The organism is Aeromonas sp. XH, assembly GCF_033348475.1.
GTDB classification, from domain to species: domain Bacteria; phylum Pseudomonadota; class Gammaproteobacteria; order Enterobacterales; family Aeromonadaceae; genus Aeromonas; species Aeromonas sanarellii.
Genome location: NZ_CP137630.1, coordinates 3,650,001 through 3,671,566, shown reverse-complemented (window position 1 = coordinate 3,671,566; position 21,566 = coordinate 3,650,001). Strand labels below are relative to the sequence as shown.

Here is a 21,566-nt window from a genome sequence, read left to right as displayed (position 1 = left end):
AGGTCTGTTCCTCTGGAGGAGAACCTTTATGGCTGCCTGGGTTGAAGGTCGGGTCATCGAGCGCATCGAGTGGACGCCCACTCTGCTCTCCCTGCGCGTGGAGGCGGAGCTTGCCCCCTACAAGGCGGGACAATTCACCAAGCTGGCCCTGCAACGGGGCGAACAGCGGATCCAGCGGGCCTACTCCTTCGTCAATCCTCCCGGCACGCCCTATCACGAATTCTATCTGGTCGAGATCCCGAACGGGGAGCTGAGTCCCTCCCTCGGCGCCCTGCGGCCCGGGGATGCCGTTCTGGTGCAGTCCCAGGCCACAGGTTTTCTGACCCTGGACGAAGTCCCGCCAGGACGGGATCTCTGGCTGCTCTCCACCGGCACCGCCATCGGTCCCTTCCTTGCCATGCTGGCGGAGGGCGAGGCTTTCGAGCGCTTCGAGACGCTGGTGCTGGTACACGGGGTGCGCAGGGGGGAAGAGCTGACTTATCAGGCCCTGATTACCAGCCTGGTCGAGCAGTATGGCCCCCGTTTTCACTATGTGCCCTTCGTCAGTCGCGAACCCTGGCCCGGCGCCATGGCCGGGCGGATCCCGGCCGCCATCGCCGGCGGCCAGCTGCAGGCGCGGGTGGGGCTCGCATTTTCACCCGAACACAGTCAGGTGATGATCTGCGGCAACCCGGCCATGGTGAAGGAGACCCAGCAGACCCTGCTGGAGCTGGGGCTGGCCAAGAACCTGCGCCGGGCCCCCGGCAACATCAGCATGGAGAATTACTGGTAAGCAGGGGGGAGGCTAGCGGCCGTCATCGCGCCGCTTGCCGTCATCCGATGGCGCCTCGTCATGGGGGACACCAGGGCGCGGCCATCCCGATGCCTGCACCGTTTGAGAAGCCGCTGCCTGACGATCCGTGCCGTTGTGGTGGGTAGGGGCGTCGAACGCGGCGCCACTGTTGAGCAGTCGGGAGAGCAAGTGGGAAACGGGTTTGTGCATGGGGGCCTCGATGACAGCAGGGCGCTCATTTTATGGTCGCCAGGCTGAACGAGAACGGAACCCCGGCGCCATTTCACCGACCTGGCTGTGGTCTACGCACCGGACTCGATCCTGTGGCTGACAGCCTGGCTGCGAGGGGAAAGGCGACCCGGATTGCCAGGGTGAGGTGCCATGCTCTGCTCTCCATTGTGCATGCTCCCCACTTGGGCCGAGACAATTCAGGGGCCCCTGGCCCCTGAATTGTCACTTGTTCTTGCCCTTCCCGTTGCCGTTTCCTTTCTCCTTGCTCTTGGCGTTGTCATTGTCCCAGCCGCCCTTGTCGTGGCCCTTGCCCGGGTTGTTGCCACTGTGAATGCTGCGGTTGTAGTGGTCGCGGTATTTGCCATCCATGTTGTCGCAGTTGAGCTGGATGCGGCTGGTCCGGGTGCTGACATCCAGGCAGTTGTCCTGCCACCATTCGTACTCCTTGTCGTCCCAGTCTAGGCTGATCTGGCCCCGGTCGGTGGAGATCTGGATGTCGTCGCTGTGCTTGGAAGGGGGCGCGGCGAAGGCCACCCCCTGCACCAGGAGCAGGGGGAGCAGCAGGAGGCCGCGGTGAGTCATGGTATTGCGCTTGGGATGGGTCATGGCAAGGATGCTCCTGTCGTGGTGGATTATTGCTCTGGTTGCGTGCGGATCTGGTTGGTGCTGGGAGGCTGGTTGCGGTGCACCTCCTCCTCCGGCTCGATATCGATGCCCTTGCAGTCGGCGGACATGCCCTCACCGACCCCCAGATCGAGACAGTGGTTCTGTGACCAGTCAAATTGGGTGTCATTCCAGTCCAGATTGAAGGTGACTTCATCGACGGAGAAGGTCTGCTCCCCCTCCTCCTGGGCCTCGGCGGTGGAGAGAGATGTGCCGGTAATCAGACAAAGAGAGAGCAGCAAAGCAGTCGTTCTGTTCATGATGGCCTCGAGTATGGCAATGGGAAACAGTGTAGTGCCGCGAGCTGAACCCGGGCATAACCGTGGATGTCCTTCAGGTCTGGGTGGATTGTAGTGTTTTTTTGCTGCCGATTTGCGCGTTTTGGTCGCACTCTGGGCAGCCGATCGCCCATCTGCAGGAATTCGGGGGATGGCCCTTCTCTCCGATGGCCCGGTGACTATAATCGGCAGCCAACTTTTCCTGCATATCACGCCCTCTTCATCATGACCACACAGGCTTTCGCCACATTGCGCTACCCCAAGGGGTGGTTCGCCCTGACCACGGTTTACAGTTTTACCGGGTTGGCCATCCTGGCGTCCATCGTCTTCTCCCTGCTGCTGTTTCTCTCCATCGACGAGAATCCCCTGATGAAGTGGCTGTTCGGCGGGCTCGCCATCATCTTCGAGCTGGGCAAGTTCTACGTCTGGTATGAATACGGGGAGTGCAAGGCACGCCGCGATCTGGCTGGCGCCTTCTGGTCGTTGCTGTTCTACGGCGTGCTGGCCGCCATCTCCATCGGCGGCAGCATAGGCGGCATCAACAGCGCCACCAATACCATCCTCAATCAGCAGGCACGCCATGAGCGGGAAATCGCCCGCTTCGACGAGCAGATCGCCAGCATAGAACGGCAGATCCAGCTCAACGAGGAGGCGGCCCGCAAGTACATCGAGATGGCGCGCATCTCCAGCGGCGTCAGCGGCCTGCAGCAGGCCAACACCAAGCTGAGGCTGCGCCAGGACGAGCTGCGTCAGGAGCGGGACGCCAGGCCCCTGGGGGAGCAGTCCTCCATGCTGGGGTTGATGAGCAGCCTGGCGGACGGGGTGGGGATGAGCATCGGCCAGGTGCAGTTCCTGCTGGTCTGCTTCCTCTCCGTGCTGCTCGATGCATTCGGCGCCTATTTCGTCAGCCTGATCGGCGAGGAGAACCGCTTTCGCCGCAGCTGGCAGTGGCAGCGGGAGAGGGAGCAGGCCGAGAGCGAGCGGGCCCAGCCAGCCCCGGCGCCCGCGGTAGCGAGCAGGCCGGAACCCGAGCCAGCGGTAGTGGCTCAGGTGCGCAGCGCACTGGAGCGCGGCGAGCTCAAGTGCAGCAAGCGCGGGGTGGCGGAGGCATTGTCACTGTCGCTGGAGGAGGTAGACCGGGTGTTCCAGCATCTGCTGGCCCAGGGGGTACTGGGGCAGGGCAGCAACCGCCACTACCATCTCAGCGCACAGGGGAATTGATCTTCAGGCCACCTCTGGGTGGCCTTTTTGTTGCCGGCAGCGTCAATGGGTGAGCACCATCATCAGGCTGAGGAAGGCGGCGATCCCGCCACCGATGCCGATGATCCAGTAAAACCCCTTGGCCCCCTGCTTGAGCGGGATGCGGAAGTAGAGCAGAAACGCCCACCACCCCAGGGCCAGCAACAGAGGAATAAGAAACATTCGAGCCATGGTGTCCTCGCTGTTATTCTGTTGACCCTTGATCAATCAACAGGATGGATTGTGCAATGACGCAGCTACAGATTACCGCATTCGGTGACCCCTCGGTACTTCGGCTCAACCCTTCCCAGGACAAGGTGCCCGCAGAGGGAGAGGTTCGGGTGCGCATCTGCTTTGCGGGGGTCAACCCCATCGATGCCAAGACCCGGGCCGGCCTCGGCTGGGCGGCGGCCCAGAACAAGGACAAGCTGCCCTGGACGCCGGGCTACGACGTGGCCGGGGTGGTGGAGAAGATAGGCCCCAATGTCACCTTGCTGGCCGAGGGGGACAGGGTATGCGGCATGGTGGGTTTCCCGCTCTCGGCTGGCGGCTATGGCGAAACCGTGGTGGTGGCCGAGGGAGAGCTGGTCAGGCTCGAAGGGATCGGCCTCAGACAGGGGGCGGCGCTGCCGCTGGCGGGGTTGACCGCCTGGCAGGGGCTGTTCGAGCACGGAGCCCTCGAGGCCGGGCAGCGGGTGCTGATCCTGGCCGCGGCTGGCGGGGTGGGCCACCTGGCGGTGCAGTTTGCCAGCGCCTATGGCGCCGAGGTGGTGGTCACGGCGAGTCGCGACAACCACAGCTTCCTGCACGGGCTGGGGGCCAGCCAGATGGTGGACTATCACGACGCCGACTGGCCTGCCCAGATCCTGGCTGAGGGCGGCCCGGTGGATCTGGTGCTGGATCTGGTGGGGGGCGAGAGCGGCAAGGCGGCGCTTGCCTGCGTCAGGCCCGGTGGCCGGCTGGTGACTGTCCCCACCATCACGGCCCAGCAGATCAAGGAGGCGGGGGCCGCGCTGGGGGTCGAGGTGCTCGGCATGCTGGTGCACCCCGATCACAAGCAGCTGACCCAGATGCTGATGCTGCTGCGTCAGGGGGAGGTGCAGATCACCGTCTCCGGCGAGTTCCCTCTGGCGGAAGGCGCCCTGGCCCACAGGGCCATCGAGGGCGGTCATGTGCGGGGCAAGCTGCTGCTGCGCATGCCCGCCGCCGATGGCCAGCCTGGATGAACGGCATCGCCGAGATGGGGCTCGGCTGGCTGTTTCTGAGCGCCTTCACCTCCGCCACCCTGCTGCCCGGCAGCTCCGAGGTGCTGCTGGGGGCCATGGCGACCCGGGGGGAGTGGAGCATGGCCAGCCTGTTGCTCTGGGCGACGCTCGGCAATACCCTGGGCTCCATGACCACCTGGTGGCTCGGCCGGCTCGCCACGCACAAGAAAAAACCGGAAGATTTTCAAGGCCGTGGGGAACAAAAGGCGCTCGCTTGGCTCAAACTCCATGGCCACTGGTGTCTGCTGCTCGCCTGGACGCCCGTGGTCGGCGATGGTCTCTGCCTGCTGGCCGGCTGGCTGCGCCTCTCCTTCTGGCGCTCCCTCATCTTGATCGGGCTCGGCAAATTGCTTCGTTATGCCCTGGTGTTTCTGCTGGCCAGTCAGATCTTCTAGCCTTTTTTGTCACTCACGAGGTAAGCGTGAACAAACTCATTCCATTCAGCCTTCTCCTGGGCTTCACCCTGCCCGCACTGGCGGCCCCGACCCTGGTGTCCGAGCAGGTCAGGCAGGAGGGCAAGCTCGGCATCCCCTACCAGATGTACAAGCTGGAGAACGGCCTGACCGTGATCCTGGCGCCCGACCGCTCCGATCCCGTGGTGCACCTCGACGTGACCTATCACGTGGGGTCGTCCCGGGAGACGGTGGGCAAGTCCGGCTTCGCCCACTTCTTCGAGCACATGATGTTCCAGGGCTCCAAGCACGTCGGCGATCAGCAGCACATGCGGATCATCAACGAGGCCGGTGGCGACATGAACGGCACCACCAACAAGGATCGCACCAACTACTACGAGACGGTGCCGGCCAACCAGCTGGAGAAGGTGCTCTGGCTGGAGGCGGATCGCATGGGCTTCCTGCTCGATGCGGTGAGCCAGAAGAAGTTCGAGATCCAGCGTGCCACCGTCAAGAACGAGCGGGCCCAGCGCATCGACAACCAGCCTTACGGCCTGTTGGGGGAGAAGGTGGGGGAGGCGCTCTATCCGCGCACCCATCCCTACTCCTGGCAGCCCATCGGCTATGTGGAGGATCTCGACCGGGTCGACGTGAACGACCTCAAGCAGTTCTTCCTGCGCTGGTACGGGCCGAACAACGCCACCCTGACCCTGGGGGGCGACTTCGACAGCAAGCAGGCGCTGGCCTGGATCGAGCAGTACTTCGGCCCCATCCCCCGCGGCCCCGAGGTCGCCGAGCCGACGCCGCAGCCCGCCACCCTGCCAGAGACCCGCTATGTGACGCTGGAGGACAAGGTCCATCTGCCGCTGCTCTACATCAGCTACCCCACCGTCTCCCTGGGGGATCCCCGGGAGCCGGCGCTGGACATCTTCGCCGACGTGCTCGGCGGCTCCGCCAGCTCCATGCTCTACCAGTCCCTGGTCAAGACCGGCAAGGCCATCGAGGTCGGCGCCTCCCACTCCTGTGAGGAGCTGGCCTGCACCCTGGCGGTCTATGCCTACCCGAATCCGGCGGTGGACGGCAGCCTCAAGACCCTCAAGGGCGAGGTGGACAAGGTGATCGCCGACTTCGCCAGCCGGGGCATCAAGCCCGCGGATCTGGAGAAGGCCATCAGCAGCTATCGCGCCGCCGCCATCTGGGGGCTCGACAGCATCGAGGGCAAGGTGAGCCAGCTCGCCATGGGCCAGGTGCTGGCCCGAGATCCCGACTATGTGTTCAAGAACCTGGATGCCATCGGCGCGGTCAAGGCGTCGGACGTCAAGGCCGCCTACGACCAGTTCATTGCGAACAAGCCTGCCGTGGTGCTGAGCGTGGTGCCCAAGGGCAAGGTGGACTGGCAGGCGGGCACACCGAACTTCACCCCCGCCGAGCGGGAGCTGCCGGACTACAGCAAGCACGGGGAGGTACTGGCCGAGCGACTGGTGAAAGACCACTTCGATCGCAGCGTGCAGCCCAAGTCCGGTGAGGCGGTCAGCGTCAAGGTGCCGGCCATCTGGCACGGCAAGCTGGACAAGGGGATCGAGATCATCGGCACCCACAGCGACGAGATCCCCGCGGTCTCCATCATGATCGCCCTGCCGGGCGGCATCCGTGCCGAAGGCAAGGGAGAGCTGGGGCTCGCCAGCCTCACCGCCGCCATGCTGGAACAGGGCACGGTGCGCCTCTCCGAGGCCGAGCTCAGCGACGAGCTGCAAAAACTCGGTGCCAGCATCAGCGTCTCCACCGCCCAGTACAACAACCTGATCACCATCAGCAGCCTGACCGACAAGCTGCCCCAGACCCTGGCGCTGGTGCGCGAGGTGTTGATGCGCCCCGGCCTGCGGGAGGCGGACTTCGAGCGGCTCAAGGCGCAGATGCTGCAAGGGATGAAGCAGAACGAGCAGCAGCCCGAGTGGCTGGCGGGTCAGGCGTTCCGTCAGCTGGTGTATGGCAAGGACAATCGCCTCGGCCAGCCCACCGACGGGGTGCTCACCGACGTGGAGAAGCTGACCCTGGCGGACGTGAAACGCTTCTACCAGGACTACTACAACCCGACCAATGCCAAGGTGGTGGTGGTGGGTGACGTGACCCAGGCCCAGGTGGAGGATCAGCTCGGCTTCCTGACCCAGTGGAAGGGCGCCGCCCCGACCCTGGGGGATCTCAAGCCCAGGGGGGATCAGGCCAAGCCGGGCATCTACCTGGTGGACAAGCCGGGGGCGCCCCAGTCGGTGATCCGCATCGGTCGGCGCGCCATGGCGTTCGACACCACGGGAGACTACTTCGTCGCCAACCTGATGAACTTCAACCTGGGGGGCAACTTCAACAGCCGCATCAACCTGAACCTGCGGGAAGACAAGGGCTACACCTATGGCGCCAGCTCGGGCTTCCAGGCCAACCGCGAGGCGGGCGTGTTCGCCACCGGCGCCAATGTGCGGGCCGATGCGACCGTGGACGCCATCCGCCAGTTCCTCAAGGAGATGGACGGCTACCGTGCGAGCGGACCGACCCCGGTGGAGCTGGTCTACATGCGCAGCGCCGTCTCCCAGCAGGATGCCCTCTCCTACGAGACCCTGGGGCAGAAGGCGGGCTTCCTGCTGCAGATGATCATGTACGACCTGAAGCCGGACTATGTGCAGGCCCAGAGCAACCTGATCAAGACGGTGTCGTCCGAGACGCTCAAGGCGAGCGCGGCCCGCTGGCTCGACCCGGCCGACATGGTGATTGTGGTGGTGGGGGACAAGCAAAAGCTTGAAAAACCCCTGAGCGAGCTTCATCTTCCCATCTATCCACTGCAACTGCCCTGAGGGGCGCTGCAAAAATGAGTGCCGCCCCAGGTGGGGCGGCCATACATGAGCCGTGAATATGACCACTACTAGCTTGTCGCTCACCGAGTTGCTGGCTGCGCTGGGAACCCCGGAGCGCGTGACAGCCCTCAAGGGGATCCGGCGCGGGATCGAGCGTGAATGTCTGCGCATCACCCCGCAAGGGACCCTGGCCCAGACCGATCACCCCAGAAGCCTGGGGTCGGCCCTGACCCATGCCAACATCACCACCGACTACGCCGAGAGCCTGCTGGAGTTCATCACCCCGGCCACCGACTCCATCGAGAGCCTGATCGAGCAGCTCGGAGACATCCACCGCCACACCATTCACCACCTGGGGGAGGAGCGGATCTGGCCGCTCTCCATGCCCTGCTTCGTCGGCGACGAGGAGAGCATCCGCCTGGCCCAGTACGGCAGCTCCAACATAGGCCGGATGAAGACCCTGTACCGTCAGGGGCTGAAGAACCGCTACGGCAGCCTGATGCAGGTGATCGCCGGGGTGCACTTCAACTTCTCCATGCCCGACAGCTTCTGGTGCGAGTGGCAGGATCTGGTGTGCGAGGGTTGCTGCAGCCAGCGTTTCATCTCCGACAAATACATGGGGCTGATCCGTAACGTCTACCGCTTCGGCTGGCTGGTGCCCTATCTGTTTGGCGCCTCGCCGGCCATCTGCGACTCCTTCCTCAAGGGGCGCAAGAGCGACCTGCCGTTCCAGAAGACCGGCAAGGGCACCCTCTACCTGCCCTATGCCACGGCGCTGCGGCTGTCCGATCTCGGTTACACCAACAGCGCCCAGGCGGGGCTCAAGATCAGCCACGACAACCTGCCGGCCTATGTCAGTAGCCTGCGCCGCGCCATCAACACCCATGACCCCGAGTTTGCCAAGATCGGCGTCAAGGTGAACGGCGAGTACCGCCAGCTCAACGACAATGTGCTGCAGCTGGAAAACGAGCTGTACGCCCCGATCCGGCCCAAGCGCACCCCACGCAGCGGCGAGAAGCCGTCGGATGCGCTGGAGCAGCGCGGCATCGAATACATAGAGCTGCGCACCGTGGATGTGAACCCCTTCACCCCGTTCGGCATCGAGGTGGATCAGATCCGCTTCTTCGATCTCTTCCTGGTCTGGTGCCTGCTGCGCCCGTCCCCCGTGCTGGGCGACGAGGAAATCGCCCGCAATCGCCGCAACCAGAACAAGGTGGTGCTGGAGGGGCGCCGCCCCGGCCTCGAGCTGGAGGACGAGCAGGGCAACCCCATCGGCCTCAAGGAGTACGGCCTCAAGCTGTTCGACGAGCTGGGCCAGGTGGCCGAGCTGCTGGATCGCTGCTGCGGTCGCAACCGCTACCGCGAGACGCTGGCCATGCACCGCGAGAAGCTGCTCGACCCCGAGCTGACCTACTCCGCCCGCCTGCTCAAGCAGTTGCTGGAAAGCGGTCAGGACAACGGCTGCTTCGGCGACGAGCTGGCGAGCCGCTACCGGGAAGAGATGCTGGCCGGCGAACTGCAGTACTGGGACCAGGCCTACTTCGCCGGCGAGGCGCGGGAGTCGCTGGCCAAGCAGCGGGAGCGTGAGCGCAGCGACAGCCTGTCGTTCGACGACTTCCTGGCCGACTATTTCGGTACCCGGCAGACCACCTGAGGATCCACCCCCCGTTGACGCGAGCCGCTCCCTTGAGCGGCTTTTTCATGGGCCATTCGCGGCAATCGGACATAAAAAAACGGCCCCGAAGGGCCGTTTTGCATGGGGCGTTTCCTCGGTCAGAGGATGAGGCCGCCGAAGAAGAAGCCGAGCGCCACTGCCATGGCGATGGTGGCCACACCCGGGATGAAGAAGGGGTGGTTGAACACGGCCTTGCCGATGCGGGTAGAGCCGGTGTCGTCCATCTCGACCGCGGCCAGCAGGGTCGGGTAGGTCGGCAGCACGAACAGGGCGCTCACGGCGGCGAAGGAGGCGATGGCGGCCAGCGGGCTGACGCCGAGCGCCAGGGCGGCGGGCATCAGCGCCTTGGTGGTGGCACCCTGGGAGTAGAGCAGCATGGAGGAGAAGAACAGCACCACGGCCAGCAGCCAGCTGTACTGGCTCAGCAGATCGCCGGCGAAGGCCTGGATCTCGACCATGTTGCCCTTCACGAATACGTTGCCGAGCCAGGCCACGCCCAGCACGCAGATACAGGCGGACATGCCGGACTTGAAGGTGGGCATGTTGGTGATCTGGGCGGCGTCCAGCTTGCAGAACAGCACCATCAGGGTGGCGGCGGCGAGCATGATGCCCATGATGGCGCCGTCACGGGGGATGGGCGGGCTGGTGATCAGGCCCACGTTGCCGGAGATGGCGGTGGCATAGGCCATCACGGCCACGATGGCGGCGACGAAGATGCCGACGGAGAGCTTGGCATAGGGCTTGATTTCAATCTGGCTGGTACCGCGCAGCTTGATCAGACCCTTGGCCTTGCGCTCCAGATAGACCTCGTCCTGCTCCAGCGGCTTGCCCAGCAGGTTGGCGATGAAGGCCCCCAGCAGACAGGCGATGAAGCTGGACGGGATGCAGATGGCCAGCAGGGTCAGGTAATCCACCCCGAGCGGCTCCAGCATGCCGGAGAAGGCGACCACGGCCGCCGAGATGGGGGAGGCGGTGATGGCGATCTGGGAGGCGACGACCGCGATGGAGAGCGGACGGGAGGGGCGTATGCCCTGCTCCTTGGCCACCTCGGCGATCACCGGCAGGGTGGAGAAGGCGGTGTGACCGGTACCGGCCAGCATGGTCATCAGATAGGTGACGACCGGGGCGGCGAAGGTGATGTGCTTGGGATTCTTGCGCAGGGCCTTCTCGGCCAGGTGCACCAGATAGTCCATCCCGCCGGCCAGCTGCATGCAGGCGATGGCGCAGATGACGGACGCGATGATCATGATCACGTCCCAGGGCACATAGGTCACCAGCTGATCGCTCGGGATGGGCATGCCCAGCCCCCAGGTCAGCACCAATACCCCCAGACCACCGGCGAAGCCGATGCCTATGCTGCCTATCCGGGCCCCCAGATAGATAGCGGCGAGCACCACAAGTAACTCGATTCCAATCATAACGAACACTCCATTTTCCAGTTTTTTTAGGTTTTATTGGGCTGAAAAGCCAATTCCCGATGGGGCTTGCAGGAGGCCGCTCGGGAATTGACTCTATGGGCCGGGATGACCCCGGCCCATCTGCTCGCTTATACGGTGGCTTCGCGGGTGTAACGCTTGGCCTTGTATTGCGGGTTCATCAGGTTCTCGATGGAGAGGATCTCGTCCAGCTGTTCGGCGGTCAGCAGGCCGCGTTCCAGCACGACTTCGCGGACGTTCTTGCCGGTCTGGGCGCAGATCTTGCCGACGATGTCCCCTTCATGGTGGCCGATGAAGGGGTTCAGGTAGGTCACGATGCCGATGGAGTTCAGCACGTGGTTCATGCAGATTTCCGGGTTGGCGGTGATCCCTTCCACGCACTTCTCGCGCAGGGAGATGCAGGCTTTTTCCATCAGGCTCAGGGATTCGAACATGGCCTGACCAATGACCGGCTCCATGACGTTCAGCTGCAGCTGACCGGCTTCGGCGGCGAAGGTGATGGTGACGTCGTTACCGAATACCTTGAAGCAGGACTGGTTGACCACTTCCGGAATGACCGGGTTGACCTTGGCCGGCATGATGGAGGAACCGGCCTGCATTTCCGGCAGGTTGATCTCTTTGAGCGCGGTGCGCGGACCGGAGGAGAGCAGACGCAGGTCGTTACAGATCTTGGAGAGCTTCATGGCCATGCGCTTGATGGCTCCGTGCAGCATCACGTAGGCGCCGCAGTCGGATGTGGCTTCGATCAGATCCTCGGCCGGTACGTAGGCACGACCGGTGATCTCGGCCAGGCGCTTGATGGCCAGGGCGGAGTACTCGGGCGGGGTGTTCAGACCGGTACCGATGGCGGTGGCGCCCAGGTTCACTTCCAGCAGCAGCTCCTGGCAGCGCTTGATGGACTTGATCTCCTCGCGCAGGGTGACGGCGAAGGCGTGGAACTCCTGGCCCAGGGTCATGGGCACGGCGTCCTGCAGCTGGGTACGGCCCATCTTCAGGATGCTCTTGAACTCCTTGGCCTTGACGTCGAAGGCGGCGATCAGCGCTTCCAGAGCGTGCAGGGTGGTGTCTGTGCTGTTGACCACGGCCACGCGGAAACCGGTGGGGTAGGCATCGTTGGTGGACTGGCACTTGTTGACGTGATCGTTCGGGTTGATGACGTCGTAGCGGCCCTTCTCCAGCCCCATCAGCTCGAGGGCGATGTTGGCAAGCACCTCGTTGGTGTTCATGTTGACGGAGGTGCCGGCACCGCCCTGGTAGACGTCGACCGGGAACTGGTCGAAGCATTTGCCGGTGTTCAGCATCAGGTCGCAGGCTTCGATGATCTTGTCGGCGATCTCGGGACGAATGGTCCCCAGCTCACCGTTGGCCAGTGCGGCGGCCTTCTTGGTCAGGACCATGCCACGGACGAATTCGGGAACGTCAGAAATCTTCTGAGTGCTGATCTTGAAGTTCTCGACGGCGCGCAGGGTGTGCACTCCGTAATAGAGGTCGTTGGAAACTTCTTTGGTGCCCAGCAGGTCTTCTTCAATGCGGACGTTCTTGATGTCGCTCATTGTAATGCCTCAGAAATCAGATAAATGGAAACGATCCTCACCGAGTGGTCGCGATTTCCCTACGCACATTTCATCCTGAAGCACCACACATCGGGTGGGGCAGTTGGGAGCCCGTGCTCCCTGTGCAATGACTGGTGTTAATCTTACCTCAATCGGGGTATCTGGTATTAGACCTGGATCACTAAATTTGAGGCGACCCCAAATTTCTTGTGGTCATTAAACAGATATTGCAATCGAGCGATTAACTGTGACAGAACAATCATTTCGATCCCAGTTGGCAAGGCAAATATTTTTCCGGATCCCGGGCGGTGAGGCGGGACGGGCTTGAAAAATGGCCAGATGTCCCCACCTTGATGTCAGGAGACCCGTTCCGCTGCCCCCACAGGAGCCCTGCTCCGCCGACGGCATCCGTTCGGGACCATTCATTCATTGCACTGAGGTTGCTATGGGCAAGTTGTTACTGTTGTTGGTTGGCCTAGTATTGCTGGAGCTCACCGTGATGATCGAGGTGGGGTCCGTGATCGGCGCCTTGCCGACCGTGGGCTTGCTGGTGCTGACCGCAGTGCTGGGCTCCTCCCTGGTGCGCAGCGAGGGGATCAAGACCCTGTTCAGCGCCCAGCAGAAGATGCAGCAGGGGGAGATGCCTGGCCGCGAGGTGATGGGCGGCATGATGCTGGCGCTGGCTGGCCTCTTGCTGATCATCCCGGGCTTCGTGACCGACTTCTTCGGCATACTGCTGTTGCAGCCCTGGCTGCGCAACCGCCTGGCCGACAAGCTGATCGGCAGCAACCAGTTCAGGATGCAGATGGGGGGCTTCCAGACCCGCCAGCAGCCGTTCGAGCCGGCGCCAGGGGATGACAGACCCGGACAGCCCCCGCGTGGCGGCAACACCATCGAAGGGGAGTTCGAGCGCAAGGAGTAAACCTCCCTCCACAGCGTCACCTCAGGGCGCCCCCTGATGACACAGTCGCTCGAACCGGCGGTGGGCATAGCCCCAGGCCAACAGGCCCGCCGCTAGGTTCGCCAGCAGTATCCCCAGATAGATCCCCTGTTCTCCCCCCAGCCTTGCCCCCAGCCAGGCCCCTGGCAGCAGGAAGCCAAACAACCTGATGCCGTTGATCAGCAGTGACACAGTGGAGGCCCTGACCCCGTTGAGCGCCGAGGCCAGCAGCATCACCATGCCCTGAAAACCGTAGCCGATGGGTACCAGATGCAGATAGAGCACGATGAGGCGCACGACTTGCGGATGATCGCTGAACAGCTCGGCGATGGTGGGGGCCAGCGGCCAGACGAGGCCGTAGACTCCGAGCTGGAACAGCAGGGCGAAGCGCATGCAGAGCAGCAGGGCCGCCTTGGCACGGGCCGGATTGCCCGCCCCGCAGTTCTGCGAGACGAAGGGGGCCAGCACGGAGGAGAGCGCCATCATCACGATCAGCAGCAGGGCCTCGACCCGGGATGCCGCGCCGTAGGCGGCCACCACCTCGGTACCCAGGCCGGCGAAGATCACCATCAGCACGGCGTTGGCCAGGGGATTGAGCATGTTGGTGAAGGAGGCCGGCACCGCCACCTGCAGCAGAGCCCGCCAGTGGGCCAGCAGTTGAGGGCGGGGGGAGAGGCGCCAGGTCAGCAGCTTCTCCCGCTTGCGCAGCAGATGGAGGCTGACCAGCATGGCCATCAACCAGGAGAGGGAGGTGGCGATGGCGGCCCCCCGTATGCCCCATTCGGGGAAAGGGCCGGGCCCGAAGATGAGCAGGGGATCCAGCACGCCGTTGACCAAGCCGGCCACCCCCATCACCAGGCTGGGGGTCTTGGTGTCCCCCGTGGTCCGGAGGGCGGCATTGCCGACCATGGGCACGACCAGCAGGGGGACGGTCAGGTACCAGATCAGCATGTAGTCGTGAATGAGGGAGATGAGCTCGGCACTGGCCCCCAGCAGGCTGAACAGCGGGGTAATGGTCAGCGCCCCCAGCAGGGCGAGCAGGGTCACCAGCACGACGGCGAGGAACAGGCAGTCTGTGGTGATGCGGGCCGCCTCGTCGTGGCGACCCTGGCCCAGGGCATGGCCGAGCAGGGCGCACAGGCCCGCCCCCAGCCCCATGGTTAGCGACGTCACCACGAAGGTGACCGGGAAGGTGAAACTGATGGCCGCCAGCGCCTGGGTACCCAGCATGCCGATGAAGAAGGTATCGACCAGGTTGAAGGCCAGGATGGCGATGATGCCGAGGATCATGGGGCCCGTCATGCGCAGCAGCACTGGCGTCATGGGGGCGATCAGCATGGGATTGGGTCGGCTCAAGGCAATGTCTCTACGTGCTTTGGGCCTGAATGCTGGCCGTGTCCATCCGCCTTCCTGATTGGGGGTGGGTGATCAATCAAAGGCGTTCATAGTACGTGAAAATATTTTTTTTGTATTTGCCCTTGAAGGGCTAACCAGATTGCCCCAGATCAGGGGCATAACAAATTTGGCCGACTGCGGCCATTCCTCAAGCAACACAGAGACTCATTTTGGGAGAGTTATCGATGAAAATTCGTCCACTGCACGACCGCGTCATCATCAAGCGCATCGAAGCTGAAGCCAAATCCGCTGGCGGTATCGTCTTGACTGGCACTGCGGCCCAGAAGTCCACCCGTGGTGAAGTTCTTGCCGTGGGGACTGGTCGAATTCTGGACAATGGGGATGTCAAGGCCCTTGCCGTCAAGGTGGGTGACAAGGTGATCTTCAACGAAGGCTACGGCGTGAAGACCGAGAAGCTGGATGGCCAGGACGTGCTGATCCTGTCCGAGACCGACATCCTGGCGATTGTCGAAGAGTAATCACTCCCCTTTTCCCGAATTGATTTAAGGATTGAAGAACATGGCAGCTAAAGAAGTTAAGTTTGGCAACGAAGCCCGCATCAAGATGCTGGAAGGCGTGAACATCCTGGCCGATGCCGTCAAGGTGACCCTGGGCCCGAAAGGCCGCAACGTGGTACTGGACAAGTCCTTCGGCGCCCCGACCATCACCAAGGATGGCGTCTCCGTTGCCCGCGAAATCGAACTGGAAGACAAGTTCCAGAACATGGGCGCCCAGATGGTCAAGGAAGTCGCTTCCAAGGCCAACGATGCCGCCGGTGACGGTACCACTACCGCCACCGTACTGGCTCAGGCCATCGTCAACGAAGGCCTGAAGGCCGTTGCCGCCGGCATGAACCCCATGGATCTGAAGCGCGGCATCGACAAGGCCGTGACCGCCGCCGTCGCCGAGCTGCAGGCGCTGTCCACCCCTTGTGCCGACAACAACGCCATCGCCCAGGTCGGGACCATCTCCGCCAACTCCGACGAAAAGGTGGGCGCCCTGATCGCCGAAGCCATGGACAAGGTCGGCCGTGACGGCGTGATCACCGTCGAAGATGGCCAGGGTCTGGAAGATGAGCTGGCAGTCGTTGAAGGCATGCAGTTCGACCGCGGCTACCTCTCCCCCTACTTCGTCAACAAGCCGGAAACCGGTGCCGTTGAGCTGGATGACCCCTTCATCCTGCTGGTGGACAAGAAGGTCTCCAACATCCGCGAAATGCTGCCGGTGCTGGAAGGCGTGGCCAAGGCGGGCAAACCGCTGATCATCGTGGCCGAAGACGTGGAAGGCGAAGCGCTGGCGACCCTGGTGGTCAACACCATGCGCGGCATCGTGAAAGTGGCCGCCGTCAAGGCACCGGGCTTTGGCGATCGTCGCAAGGCCATGCTGCAAGATATCGCCATCCTGACCGGCGGTACCGTGATCTCCGAAGAAGTGGGCATGGAGCTGGAAAAAGCGACCCTGGAAGACCTGGGCCGTGCCAAGCGCATCGTCATCACCAAAGAGAACACCACCATCATCGATGGCGTGGGTGATGCTGCCCTGATCGAGAGCCGCGTGGCCCAGATCCGTCAGCAGATCGAAGAGACCTCTTCCGACTACGATCGCGAGAAGCTGCAAGAGCGCGTGGCCAAGCTGGCCGGCGGTGTTGCCGTGATCAAGGTGGGTGCCGCCACCGAAGTCGAGATGAAAGAGAAGAAAGCCCGTGTCGACGACGCCCTGCACGCGACCCGTGCCGCCGTTGAAGAGGGTGTGGTTGCCGGTGGTGGTGTGGCGCTGGTGCGCGTTGCCGCCAAGCTGGCCTCCCTGCGCGGTGACAACGAAGACCAGAACGTGGGTATCAAGGTCGCCCTGCGCGCCATGGAAGCCCCGCTGCGTCAGATCGTCATCAACGCCGGTGAGGAAGCCTCCGTCATCGCCAATGCCGTGAAGAACGGCGAAGGCAACTTCGGCTACAACGCTTACACCGAACAGTATGGCGACATGCTGGCCATGGGTATCCTGGATCCGACCAAGGTCACCCGTTCCGCCCTGCAGTTCGCCTCTTCCGTTGCCGGCCTGATGATCACCACAGAGTGCATGATCTCCGAGCTGCCTAAGAAAGATGCCCCTGCCATGCCTGATATGGGTGGCATGGGTGGCATGGGTATGATGTAATCCTGCCTGCCATAGTTATCAAACGGCTCGCTTTTGCGGGCCGTTTTTTTTAGTGCTACTAAGCTGAAGTTATTGATAGTGAAATGATTGAGGTGAACATGCGATATTTAGGTCTGTTGCCGTTACTCTTCGCCCTTGTCGTGCCTGGGGTGACCCTGGCCGCCCCGCAGGGGCCGGTGATCCTCAAGGTGACGGGGAATCTGGATCCCTCCAACCCGGCGGATGGGGAGGTGCTGCTCGACATGGCGATGATCCAGGCGCTGCCACAGCACGAGATAGTGACGAGCAATCCCTGGGTGGACAAGCCGCACAAGTACGTGGGGCCCAGGTTGGCGGATGTATTGACGGCCGTGAAGGCCAATGGCAAGAGCATCACGCTCACCGCCCTGAACAGTTTCCAGATACGGATCAACTGGGATAAGGTCAGGCAATACGATCCCATCCTGGCCTGGCAGGACGACGGGGTGACCATGCGGGTACGTGACAAGGGGCCACTCTGGTTTATCCTGCCACTGGATCAGCATCCCGAACTCAGGCGTTCCGAGTTCACAGACATGATGATCTGGCAACTGAGTGCGATCGATATTCAGCAGTAGAGACGGTGGTTTACGGGAGTCATGGGTGAAAGCGAAGACCAGGGCCTGGCCCTTACTCGGCGTTCTTTATCTATCCATTCTGTTGTTCACGGGTAGCACTCTGTATTGCCTGGTGCAGATACAGAATGCGACCCGGGTGATGGAAAAGTACACCTATGACGTCTCCTGGGCCCTGATGCAGCTGCAGCTGGAGCTGGGCCGATTTCTCAATGCCGTCGAGATTTACCACTATGGCGGACTCGATCACGAGTCCCTGCTGCTGCGCTATGACATCCTGTGGAGCCGAACCCCCATTCTGCTGGGCGGGCAACTGCGCAAGAGCCTGGGGGACAATCCGAAGACGCTGCGGCTGGTGCAGCTGACCGAGAGCAGCATCCGCAAGCTGGAGCCTGAGCTGACCAGGCTGAAGCCGGGGACGCCGGACTACCAGCAGATCATGATGACCCTTGCGCCCTTGCAGGAGCCGCTCTCCTACTCTCTTGCCTCCATGATGCAGAAGAACATCAACGTCTATTCGGGCAATGACAAGCGCTTCGGCCAGCTGCGCGATGCGCTGTTGTTCATGGTGCTGGGCCTGGTGATCTCCGTCATTCTGCTCAGCGGTCTGCTGGTGCGGGAGGCGAGGCGCCATTTCCGGACGGCCCGGGTCGACGCACTGACCGGATTGCCGAATCGGCTGGCCCTGCTGGAGAAGATGGAATCCTATGTCACCCGCGATACCTCCTTCGGTCTGGTGCTGGTCGACATCAACGATTTTCGGGACATCAACAGCAAGTTCGGCTACAACACCGGGGACATCCTGCTGCAAGAGCTGGCGAAGCGGCTGCGAGCCCTGTGCGAGAACGGCGAGTGGGTGGCGCGTCTCGGGGGCGATCAGCTTGCCATGCTGCAACGGGAGGGCAGCGATCTGCGCCAGGTCAGGGAGCTGGTGGCCAGAGTGCTCCACTCCATCAAGCAAGACATCATCATCGACAACTATCCCTTCCGGCTGGAGGTGGGCATAGGCATCGCCTTCTTCCCCACGGACAGCAACCAGACCCAGGAACTGCTGAGCCGGGCGGAGCAGGCCCTGTCCCACAGTCGCAAGACCCATGTCCCCTACGTCATTTACGACAGCTCGCTGCTCAACGAGACGGCCAGACGCAAGCACCTGGCCTCCGATATGGTGATGGCGCTCGAGCACAATGCCCTCGAGCTCTATTACCAGCCCATCGTCAATCTGGAGAGCGGACGCTGCGAGGCCGTCGAGGCGCTGCTGCGCTGGCGCCACCCCGAACTGGGCTTCATCCCCCCCAACGAGGTGATCCAGGTGGCGGAGGAGTTCCAACTGGCCGAGAAGCTGGGGAGCTGGATCCTGAACACGGCGTGCGAGCAGCTCCATCAGTGGCAGCACTTGGGGCTGGTGGATCTGCAGATGTGCGTCAACATCTCTCCCGGCATGTACCAGCGCAACCTGCTGAAGCTGGTGGCCCGGGCCCTGATGGAACACCACATCCCCGCTGCCAGCCTGGTGCTGGAGGTGACGGAAGACACCACCATGCGCGAGGTGAAGAACTCCCTGCAGTTGATGCAGGACCTCAGCCAGCAGGGGGTGCACTTGGCGCTGGACGACTTCGGAACTGGCTACTCCTCCCTCAGCTACCTGCAGAAGCTGCCGGTGAGCAAGGTGAAGATAGACAGATCCTTCATCCAGGGCATCGATACCTCCATCGAGGCGGCCGAGTTGGTGGCCAACATCTGTCGGATGGGCTCCATGCTGGGCAAGAAGCTGGTGTGTGAAGGGATCGAGACCCAGGGTCAGCTCGACGTGCTGCGCTCCCTGACCGACATCCACCTGTACGGCCAAGGTTATCTGTTCAGCCGCCCGGAGCATGCTGAAAAGGCCTATCAGACCTTGCTGGAGATGGAGGAGCGCTGGCTGGCCCGGCGCTCGCCGGACAAGGCATATCTGCGCTGAGCGATATGGCTCATGTCTCACCGGGCCCGGCCGATAGTCTCTTGGCAGGAGGTACACAATGGATATTTCTAGCTCTGCAAATGCGTCGTTCGGTTCTGCTCTGATGGTGGCCAGCCTGGCCAAGAAGCAGCAGACCCAGGAGGGCGAATCCGCACTGAAACTGCTGGAAACGGCAGCGCAATCCGCACCGGCAGTGCCGACATCGGCCAGCGCTTCCCTCGGAAGCAGGATCGACATTCGCGTCTGATCTGAACGAAAAAGCCCCCATCTCTCGATGGGGGCTTTCTTTTTTTATTGGGCTTTACCAGACGATTTCCCTGAGTCGGTCGATGTTCAGACCGGGAAGGGAGCCGGCGCCTCGAAGGTCATCCGCTCGCCGCTGCGGGGGTGGCTGATGGTCAGACTGGCCGCATGCAGATAAAGGTGCGGTGCCGCCGCCAGCGCATCCGGGTTGGCGTAGAGGTTATCGCCGAGGATGGGGTGACCCAGCTCCAGCATATGAACCCGCAGCTGATGGGAGCGACCGGTAATCGGGGTCAGCTTGATCAGGCTGTTGCCATTCTCCACCTTCAGCTTCTGCCACAGGGTCAGGGCATGGCGCCCCTCCTCGAAGTCCACCTTCTGCTTCGGCCGGTTGGGCCAGTCGACGCAGAGCGGCAGATCCACCTCACCCGCATCCTGTTCCGGTTCACCCCACACCCAGGCGAGGTAGTGCTTCTCGGTCTCCCGCTCGCGGAATTGCCGGCTCAGCTCACGGTGGGAGTTGGGGTTGAGGGGGATCACCAGCACGCCTGTGGTCGCCATGTCGAGACGATGGGCCGCCGCCGCCTTGGGGTGCTGCTGCTTGACCCGATGCAGGACGCTGTCTTCATTCTCGGGGCCGCGCCCGGGGACGCTCAGCAGGCCGGTGGGCTTGTTGACCACCATGATGTCCTTGTCCTTGAACAGGATATCGAGCCAGGGTTCCAGGGGCGGTGAGTATTCAAACATAAATGTCTCGCATCAGAAGGTGGGGGCAAGCCCCCATCAGTTATGGGTGACCACGATAAAGCGGATTGCATCCAGCTTGAGCTGGGTCTGGTCGTTAGCAACCAGATGATGCCAGCGCCGTTTTATCAGTTATGGGTAACCACGATAAAGCGAATGGCATCCAGCTTGAGCTGAGTCTGGTCGATCAGGTGGTGCAATTCTGCCTGCAGATTGCGCAGATAATCCAGCTCGCTGTCGCGCACATTCGGATTGACCGCCTTGAGCGCCTCCAGACGATCCAGATCCTGCAGCAGGGTCTGCGCCATCTGGGCACGGGCCTTGTCGACAATCCCGGCCTTCAGCCCTTCGGCAATGGCCTGACCCTGGCCGATGAGGCCGTGGATCACCGGCTGGGATGCGGTGACCAGCTTGCTGCCGAGGTGGCGGTTGACCGGCGTCAACTGGCGATTGAAGGCATCGAATGCCACCTTGTCGCCCAGGTTGTTGCCGCTCTTGTCCATCAGCAGCCGGATCGGGGTCGGCGGCATGAAGCGGTAAAGCTGGGGATGAGCCGCGGACTCGGCGACGAAGATGAGCTCCAGCAGGATGGAACCGACCGGCAGCGCCTTGTTCTTGAGCAGGGCCACCGAGGTGGCACCGATCTCGGAGCCCAGGATGAGGTCGATACCGCCGCGCATCATGGGGTGATCCCAGGAGAGCAGCGCCATGTCGTCCCGCGACAGCGCGGTGGGGCGATCGAAGGTGATGGTCATGCCGTCCTGGGGCAGCCCCGGGAAGCTCGGTACCAGCATGTGATCCCCCGGTGTCAGCACCAGGGCATTCTCGCCGCGATCGTCCTGGTTGACGCCGATCTCGTCGAACATCTTGAGGGCGAAGGAGATCATGGCGGTGTCGTCGTCTTCGGCAGCGAGCTTCTCGACCAGCTGCTGGGCGGCAGTCCCTCCGCAGGAGTGGATCTCCAGCAGGCGATCGCGGCCCTGTTCCAGCCTGGCCTTGAGCGGCTCGTGCAGTTCGCGGGTCTTGACCAGCAGGGCGTCGAGGGCTGCCTGATCGCCGGTGTTGGCGGCCAGCAGCTCGAACAGCTCGTCACGTACCGCCTCGAATACCGGGCGGGCGGTCGGGCAGGTCTGCTCGAACGCGTCCAGACCATCGTGATACCAGAGCTGCAGGGCGCGCTGGGCAGTCCC

At 62.8% G+C, this 21,566-nt stretch carries 20 protein-coding genes (1 of these 20 only partly in view); 12 read left to right on the top strand and 8 right to left on the bottom strand.

Annotated elements, in window-relative coordinates; genetic code table 11:
- Positions 1 to 28: 28 nt before the first annotated feature.
- On the top strand, positions 29 to 772 hold the full coding sequence (locus R2B70_RS16835) for a ferredoxin--NADP reductase (protein ID WP_318162039.1): 744 nt from the start codon (positions 29 to 31) through the stop codon (positions 770 to 772).
- 453 nt (positions 773 to 1,225) lie between these two features.
- Here the strand turns inward: R2B70_RS16835 and R2B70_RS16830 are convergent, their stop codons facing one another.
- Positions 1,226 to 1,609 (bottom strand): hypothetical protein, encoded by a 384-nt coding sequence (locus R2B70_RS16830; protein WP_042079263.1) that lies wholly within the window; start codon positions 1,607 to 1,609, stop codon positions 1,226 to 1,228.
- Positions 1,610 to 1,635: 26 nt separating this feature from the next.
- Positions 1,636 to 1,926 (bottom strand): hypothetical protein, encoded by a 291-nt coding sequence (locus tag R2B70_RS16825; RefSeq protein ID WP_052447052.1) that lies wholly within the window; start codon positions 1,924 to 1,926, stop codon positions 1,636 to 1,638.
- Positions 1,927 to 2,169: 243 nt separating this feature from the next.
- Between R2B70_RS16825 and R2B70_RS16820 the strand changes: the two genes are divergently transcribed.
- Positions 2,170 to 3,165 carry a Preprotein translocase subunit SecY gene (locus tag R2B70_RS16820; RefSeq protein ID WP_219142841.1) on the top strand — a complete coding sequence of 332 codons (996 nt, stop codon included), beginning with the start codon at positions 2,170 to 2,172 and terminating at the stop codon, positions 3,163 to 3,165.
- Positions 3,166 to 3,207: 42 nt separating this feature from the next.
- On the opposite strand, the gene R2B70_RS16815 is transcribed toward R2B70_RS16820, so the two are convergent.
- Positions 3,208 to 3,366 carry a hypothetical protein gene (locus R2B70_RS16815; RefSeq protein WP_167335723.1) on the bottom strand — a complete coding sequence of 53 codons (159 nt, stop codon included), beginning with the start codon at positions 3,364 to 3,366 and terminating at the stop codon, positions 3,208 to 3,210.
- 65 nt (positions 3,367 to 3,431) lie between these two features.
- On the opposite strand from R2B70_RS16815, the gene R2B70_RS16810 reads away from it, so the two are divergent.
- From R2B70_RS16810 to gshA, 4 genes are read left to right on the top strand one after another with little or no spacing between them, the layout of a single operon-like run.
- The gene (locus tag R2B70_RS16810) at positions 3,432 to 4,409 is read left to right on the top strand and encodes an NADP-dependent oxidoreductase (RefSeq protein WP_318162038.1); all 978 of its coding nucleotides are present in this window, start codon (positions 3,432 to 3,434) and stop codon (positions 4,407 to 4,409) included.
- Positions 4,406 to 4,843 (top strand): YqaA family protein, encoded by a 438-nt coding sequence (locus tag R2B70_RS16805; protein ID WP_318162037.1) that lies wholly within the window; start codon positions 4,406 to 4,408, stop codon positions 4,841 to 4,843. Before R2B70_RS16810 ends, R2B70_RS16805 begins: the two co-directional genes overlap by 4 nt.
- A 26-nt stretch (positions 4,844 to 4,869) precedes the next feature.
- Positions 4,870 to 7,683 carry a pitrilysin family protein gene (locus R2B70_RS16800; RefSeq protein ID WP_318162036.1) on the top strand — a complete coding sequence of 938 codons (2,814 nt, stop codon included), beginning with the start codon at positions 4,870 to 4,872 and terminating at the stop codon, positions 7,681 to 7,683.
- A gap of 58 nt (positions 7,684 to 7,741) precedes the next feature.
- Positions 7,742 to 9,337 carry a glutamate--cysteine ligase gene (gshA, locus tag R2B70_RS16795; RefSeq protein ID WP_042079257.1) on the top strand — a complete coding sequence of 532 codons (1,596 nt, stop codon included), beginning with the start codon at positions 7,742 to 7,744 and terminating at the stop codon, positions 9,335 to 9,337.
- A gap of 119 nt (positions 9,338 to 9,456) precedes the next feature.
- On the opposite strand, the gene R2B70_RS16790 is transcribed toward gshA, so the two are convergent.
- Complete coding sequence (locus tag R2B70_RS16790; protein ID WP_042079256.1) at positions 9,457 to 10,776, bottom strand: anaerobic C4-dicarboxylate transporter; 1,320 nt, start codon at positions 10,774 to 10,776, stop codon at positions 9,457 to 9,459.
- 128 nt (positions 10,777 to 10,904) lie between these two features.
- Positions 10,905 to 12,347 carry an aspartate ammonia-lyase gene (gene aspA, locus R2B70_RS16785; protein WP_042079255.1) on the bottom strand — a complete coding sequence of 481 codons (1,443 nt, stop codon included), beginning with the start codon at positions 12,345 to 12,347 and terminating at the stop codon, positions 10,905 to 10,907.
- A gap of 445 nt (positions 12,348 to 12,792) precedes the next feature.
- Here aspA and R2B70_RS16780 point away from each other — a divergent pair, with 445 nt between their 5' ends.
- Positions 12,793 to 13,269, top strand: coding sequence for an FxsA family protein (locus R2B70_RS16780; protein WP_042079254.1), 477 nt, complete (start codon positions 12,793 to 12,795; stop codon positions 13,267 to 13,269).
- A gap of 21 nt (positions 13,270 to 13,290) precedes the next feature.
- Here the strand turns inward: R2B70_RS16780 and R2B70_RS16775 are convergent, their stop codons facing one another.
- Positions 13,291 to 14,625 (bottom strand): MATE family efflux transporter, encoded by a 1,335-nt coding sequence (locus R2B70_RS16775; RefSeq protein ID WP_318163369.1) that lies wholly within the window; start codon positions 14,623 to 14,625, stop codon positions 13,291 to 13,293.
- A 242-nt stretch (positions 14,626 to 14,867) separates the two neighbouring features.
- On the opposite strand from R2B70_RS16775, the gene R2B70_RS16770 reads away from it, so the two are divergent.
- The 5 genes from R2B70_RS16770 to R2B70_RS16750 all read left to right on the top strand — a co-directional run bounded on the left by R2B70_RS16770 (position 14,868) and on the right by R2B70_RS16750 (position 19,636).
- Positions 14,868 to 15,161, top strand: coding sequence for a co-chaperone GroES (locus tag R2B70_RS16770; protein WP_005309514.1), 294 nt, complete (start codon positions 14,868 to 14,870; stop codon positions 15,159 to 15,161).
- A 40-nt stretch (positions 15,162 to 15,201) separates the two neighbouring features.
- Positions 15,202 to 16,836, top strand: a complete 1,635-nt coding sequence (groL, locus tag R2B70_RS16765) for a chaperonin GroEL (protein WP_042079252.1) — start codon at positions 15,202 to 15,204, stop codon at positions 16,834 to 16,836.
- A gap of 98 nt (positions 16,837 to 16,934) precedes the next feature.
- Positions 16,935 to 17,432 (top strand): molybdopterin-binding oxidoreductase, encoded by a 498-nt coding sequence (locus tag R2B70_RS16760; RefSeq protein WP_318162035.1) that lies wholly within the window; start codon positions 16,935 to 16,937, stop codon positions 17,430 to 17,432.
- Positions 17,433 to 17,457: 25 nt separating this feature from the next.
- Positions 17,458 to 19,389, top strand: coding sequence for a bifunctional diguanylate cyclase/phosphodiesterase (locus R2B70_RS16755; protein ID WP_318162034.1), 1,932 nt, complete (start codon positions 17,458 to 17,460; stop codon positions 19,387 to 19,389).
- Positions 19,390 to 19,447: 58 nt separating this feature from the next.
- Complete coding sequence (locus R2B70_RS16750) at positions 19,448 to 19,636, top strand: hypothetical protein (RefSeq protein ID WP_042079250.1); 189 nt, start codon at positions 19,448 to 19,450, stop codon at positions 19,634 to 19,636.
- Positions 19,637 to 19,722: 86 nt separating this feature from the next.
- On the opposite strand, the gene rluA is transcribed toward R2B70_RS16750, so the two are convergent.
- Positions 19,723 to 20,379 carry a bifunctional tRNA pseudouridine(32) synthase/23S rRNA pseudouridine(746) synthase RluA gene (rluA, locus tag R2B70_RS16745; RefSeq protein WP_318162033.1) on the bottom strand — a complete coding sequence of 219 codons (657 nt, stop codon included), beginning with the start codon at positions 20,377 to 20,379 and terminating at the stop codon, positions 19,723 to 19,725.
- A gap of 125 nt (positions 20,380 to 20,504) precedes the next feature.
- Positions 20,505 to 21,566, bottom strand: the 3' end of a protein-coding gene (rapA, locus tag R2B70_RS16740; protein ID WP_318162032.1) for an RNA polymerase-associated protein RapA. The gene runs 1,806 nt beyond the window's last position; only the last 1,062 of its 2,868 coding nucleotides appear in the window; the start codon falls outside the window, past its right edge; it ends in the stop codon at positions 20,505 to 20,507.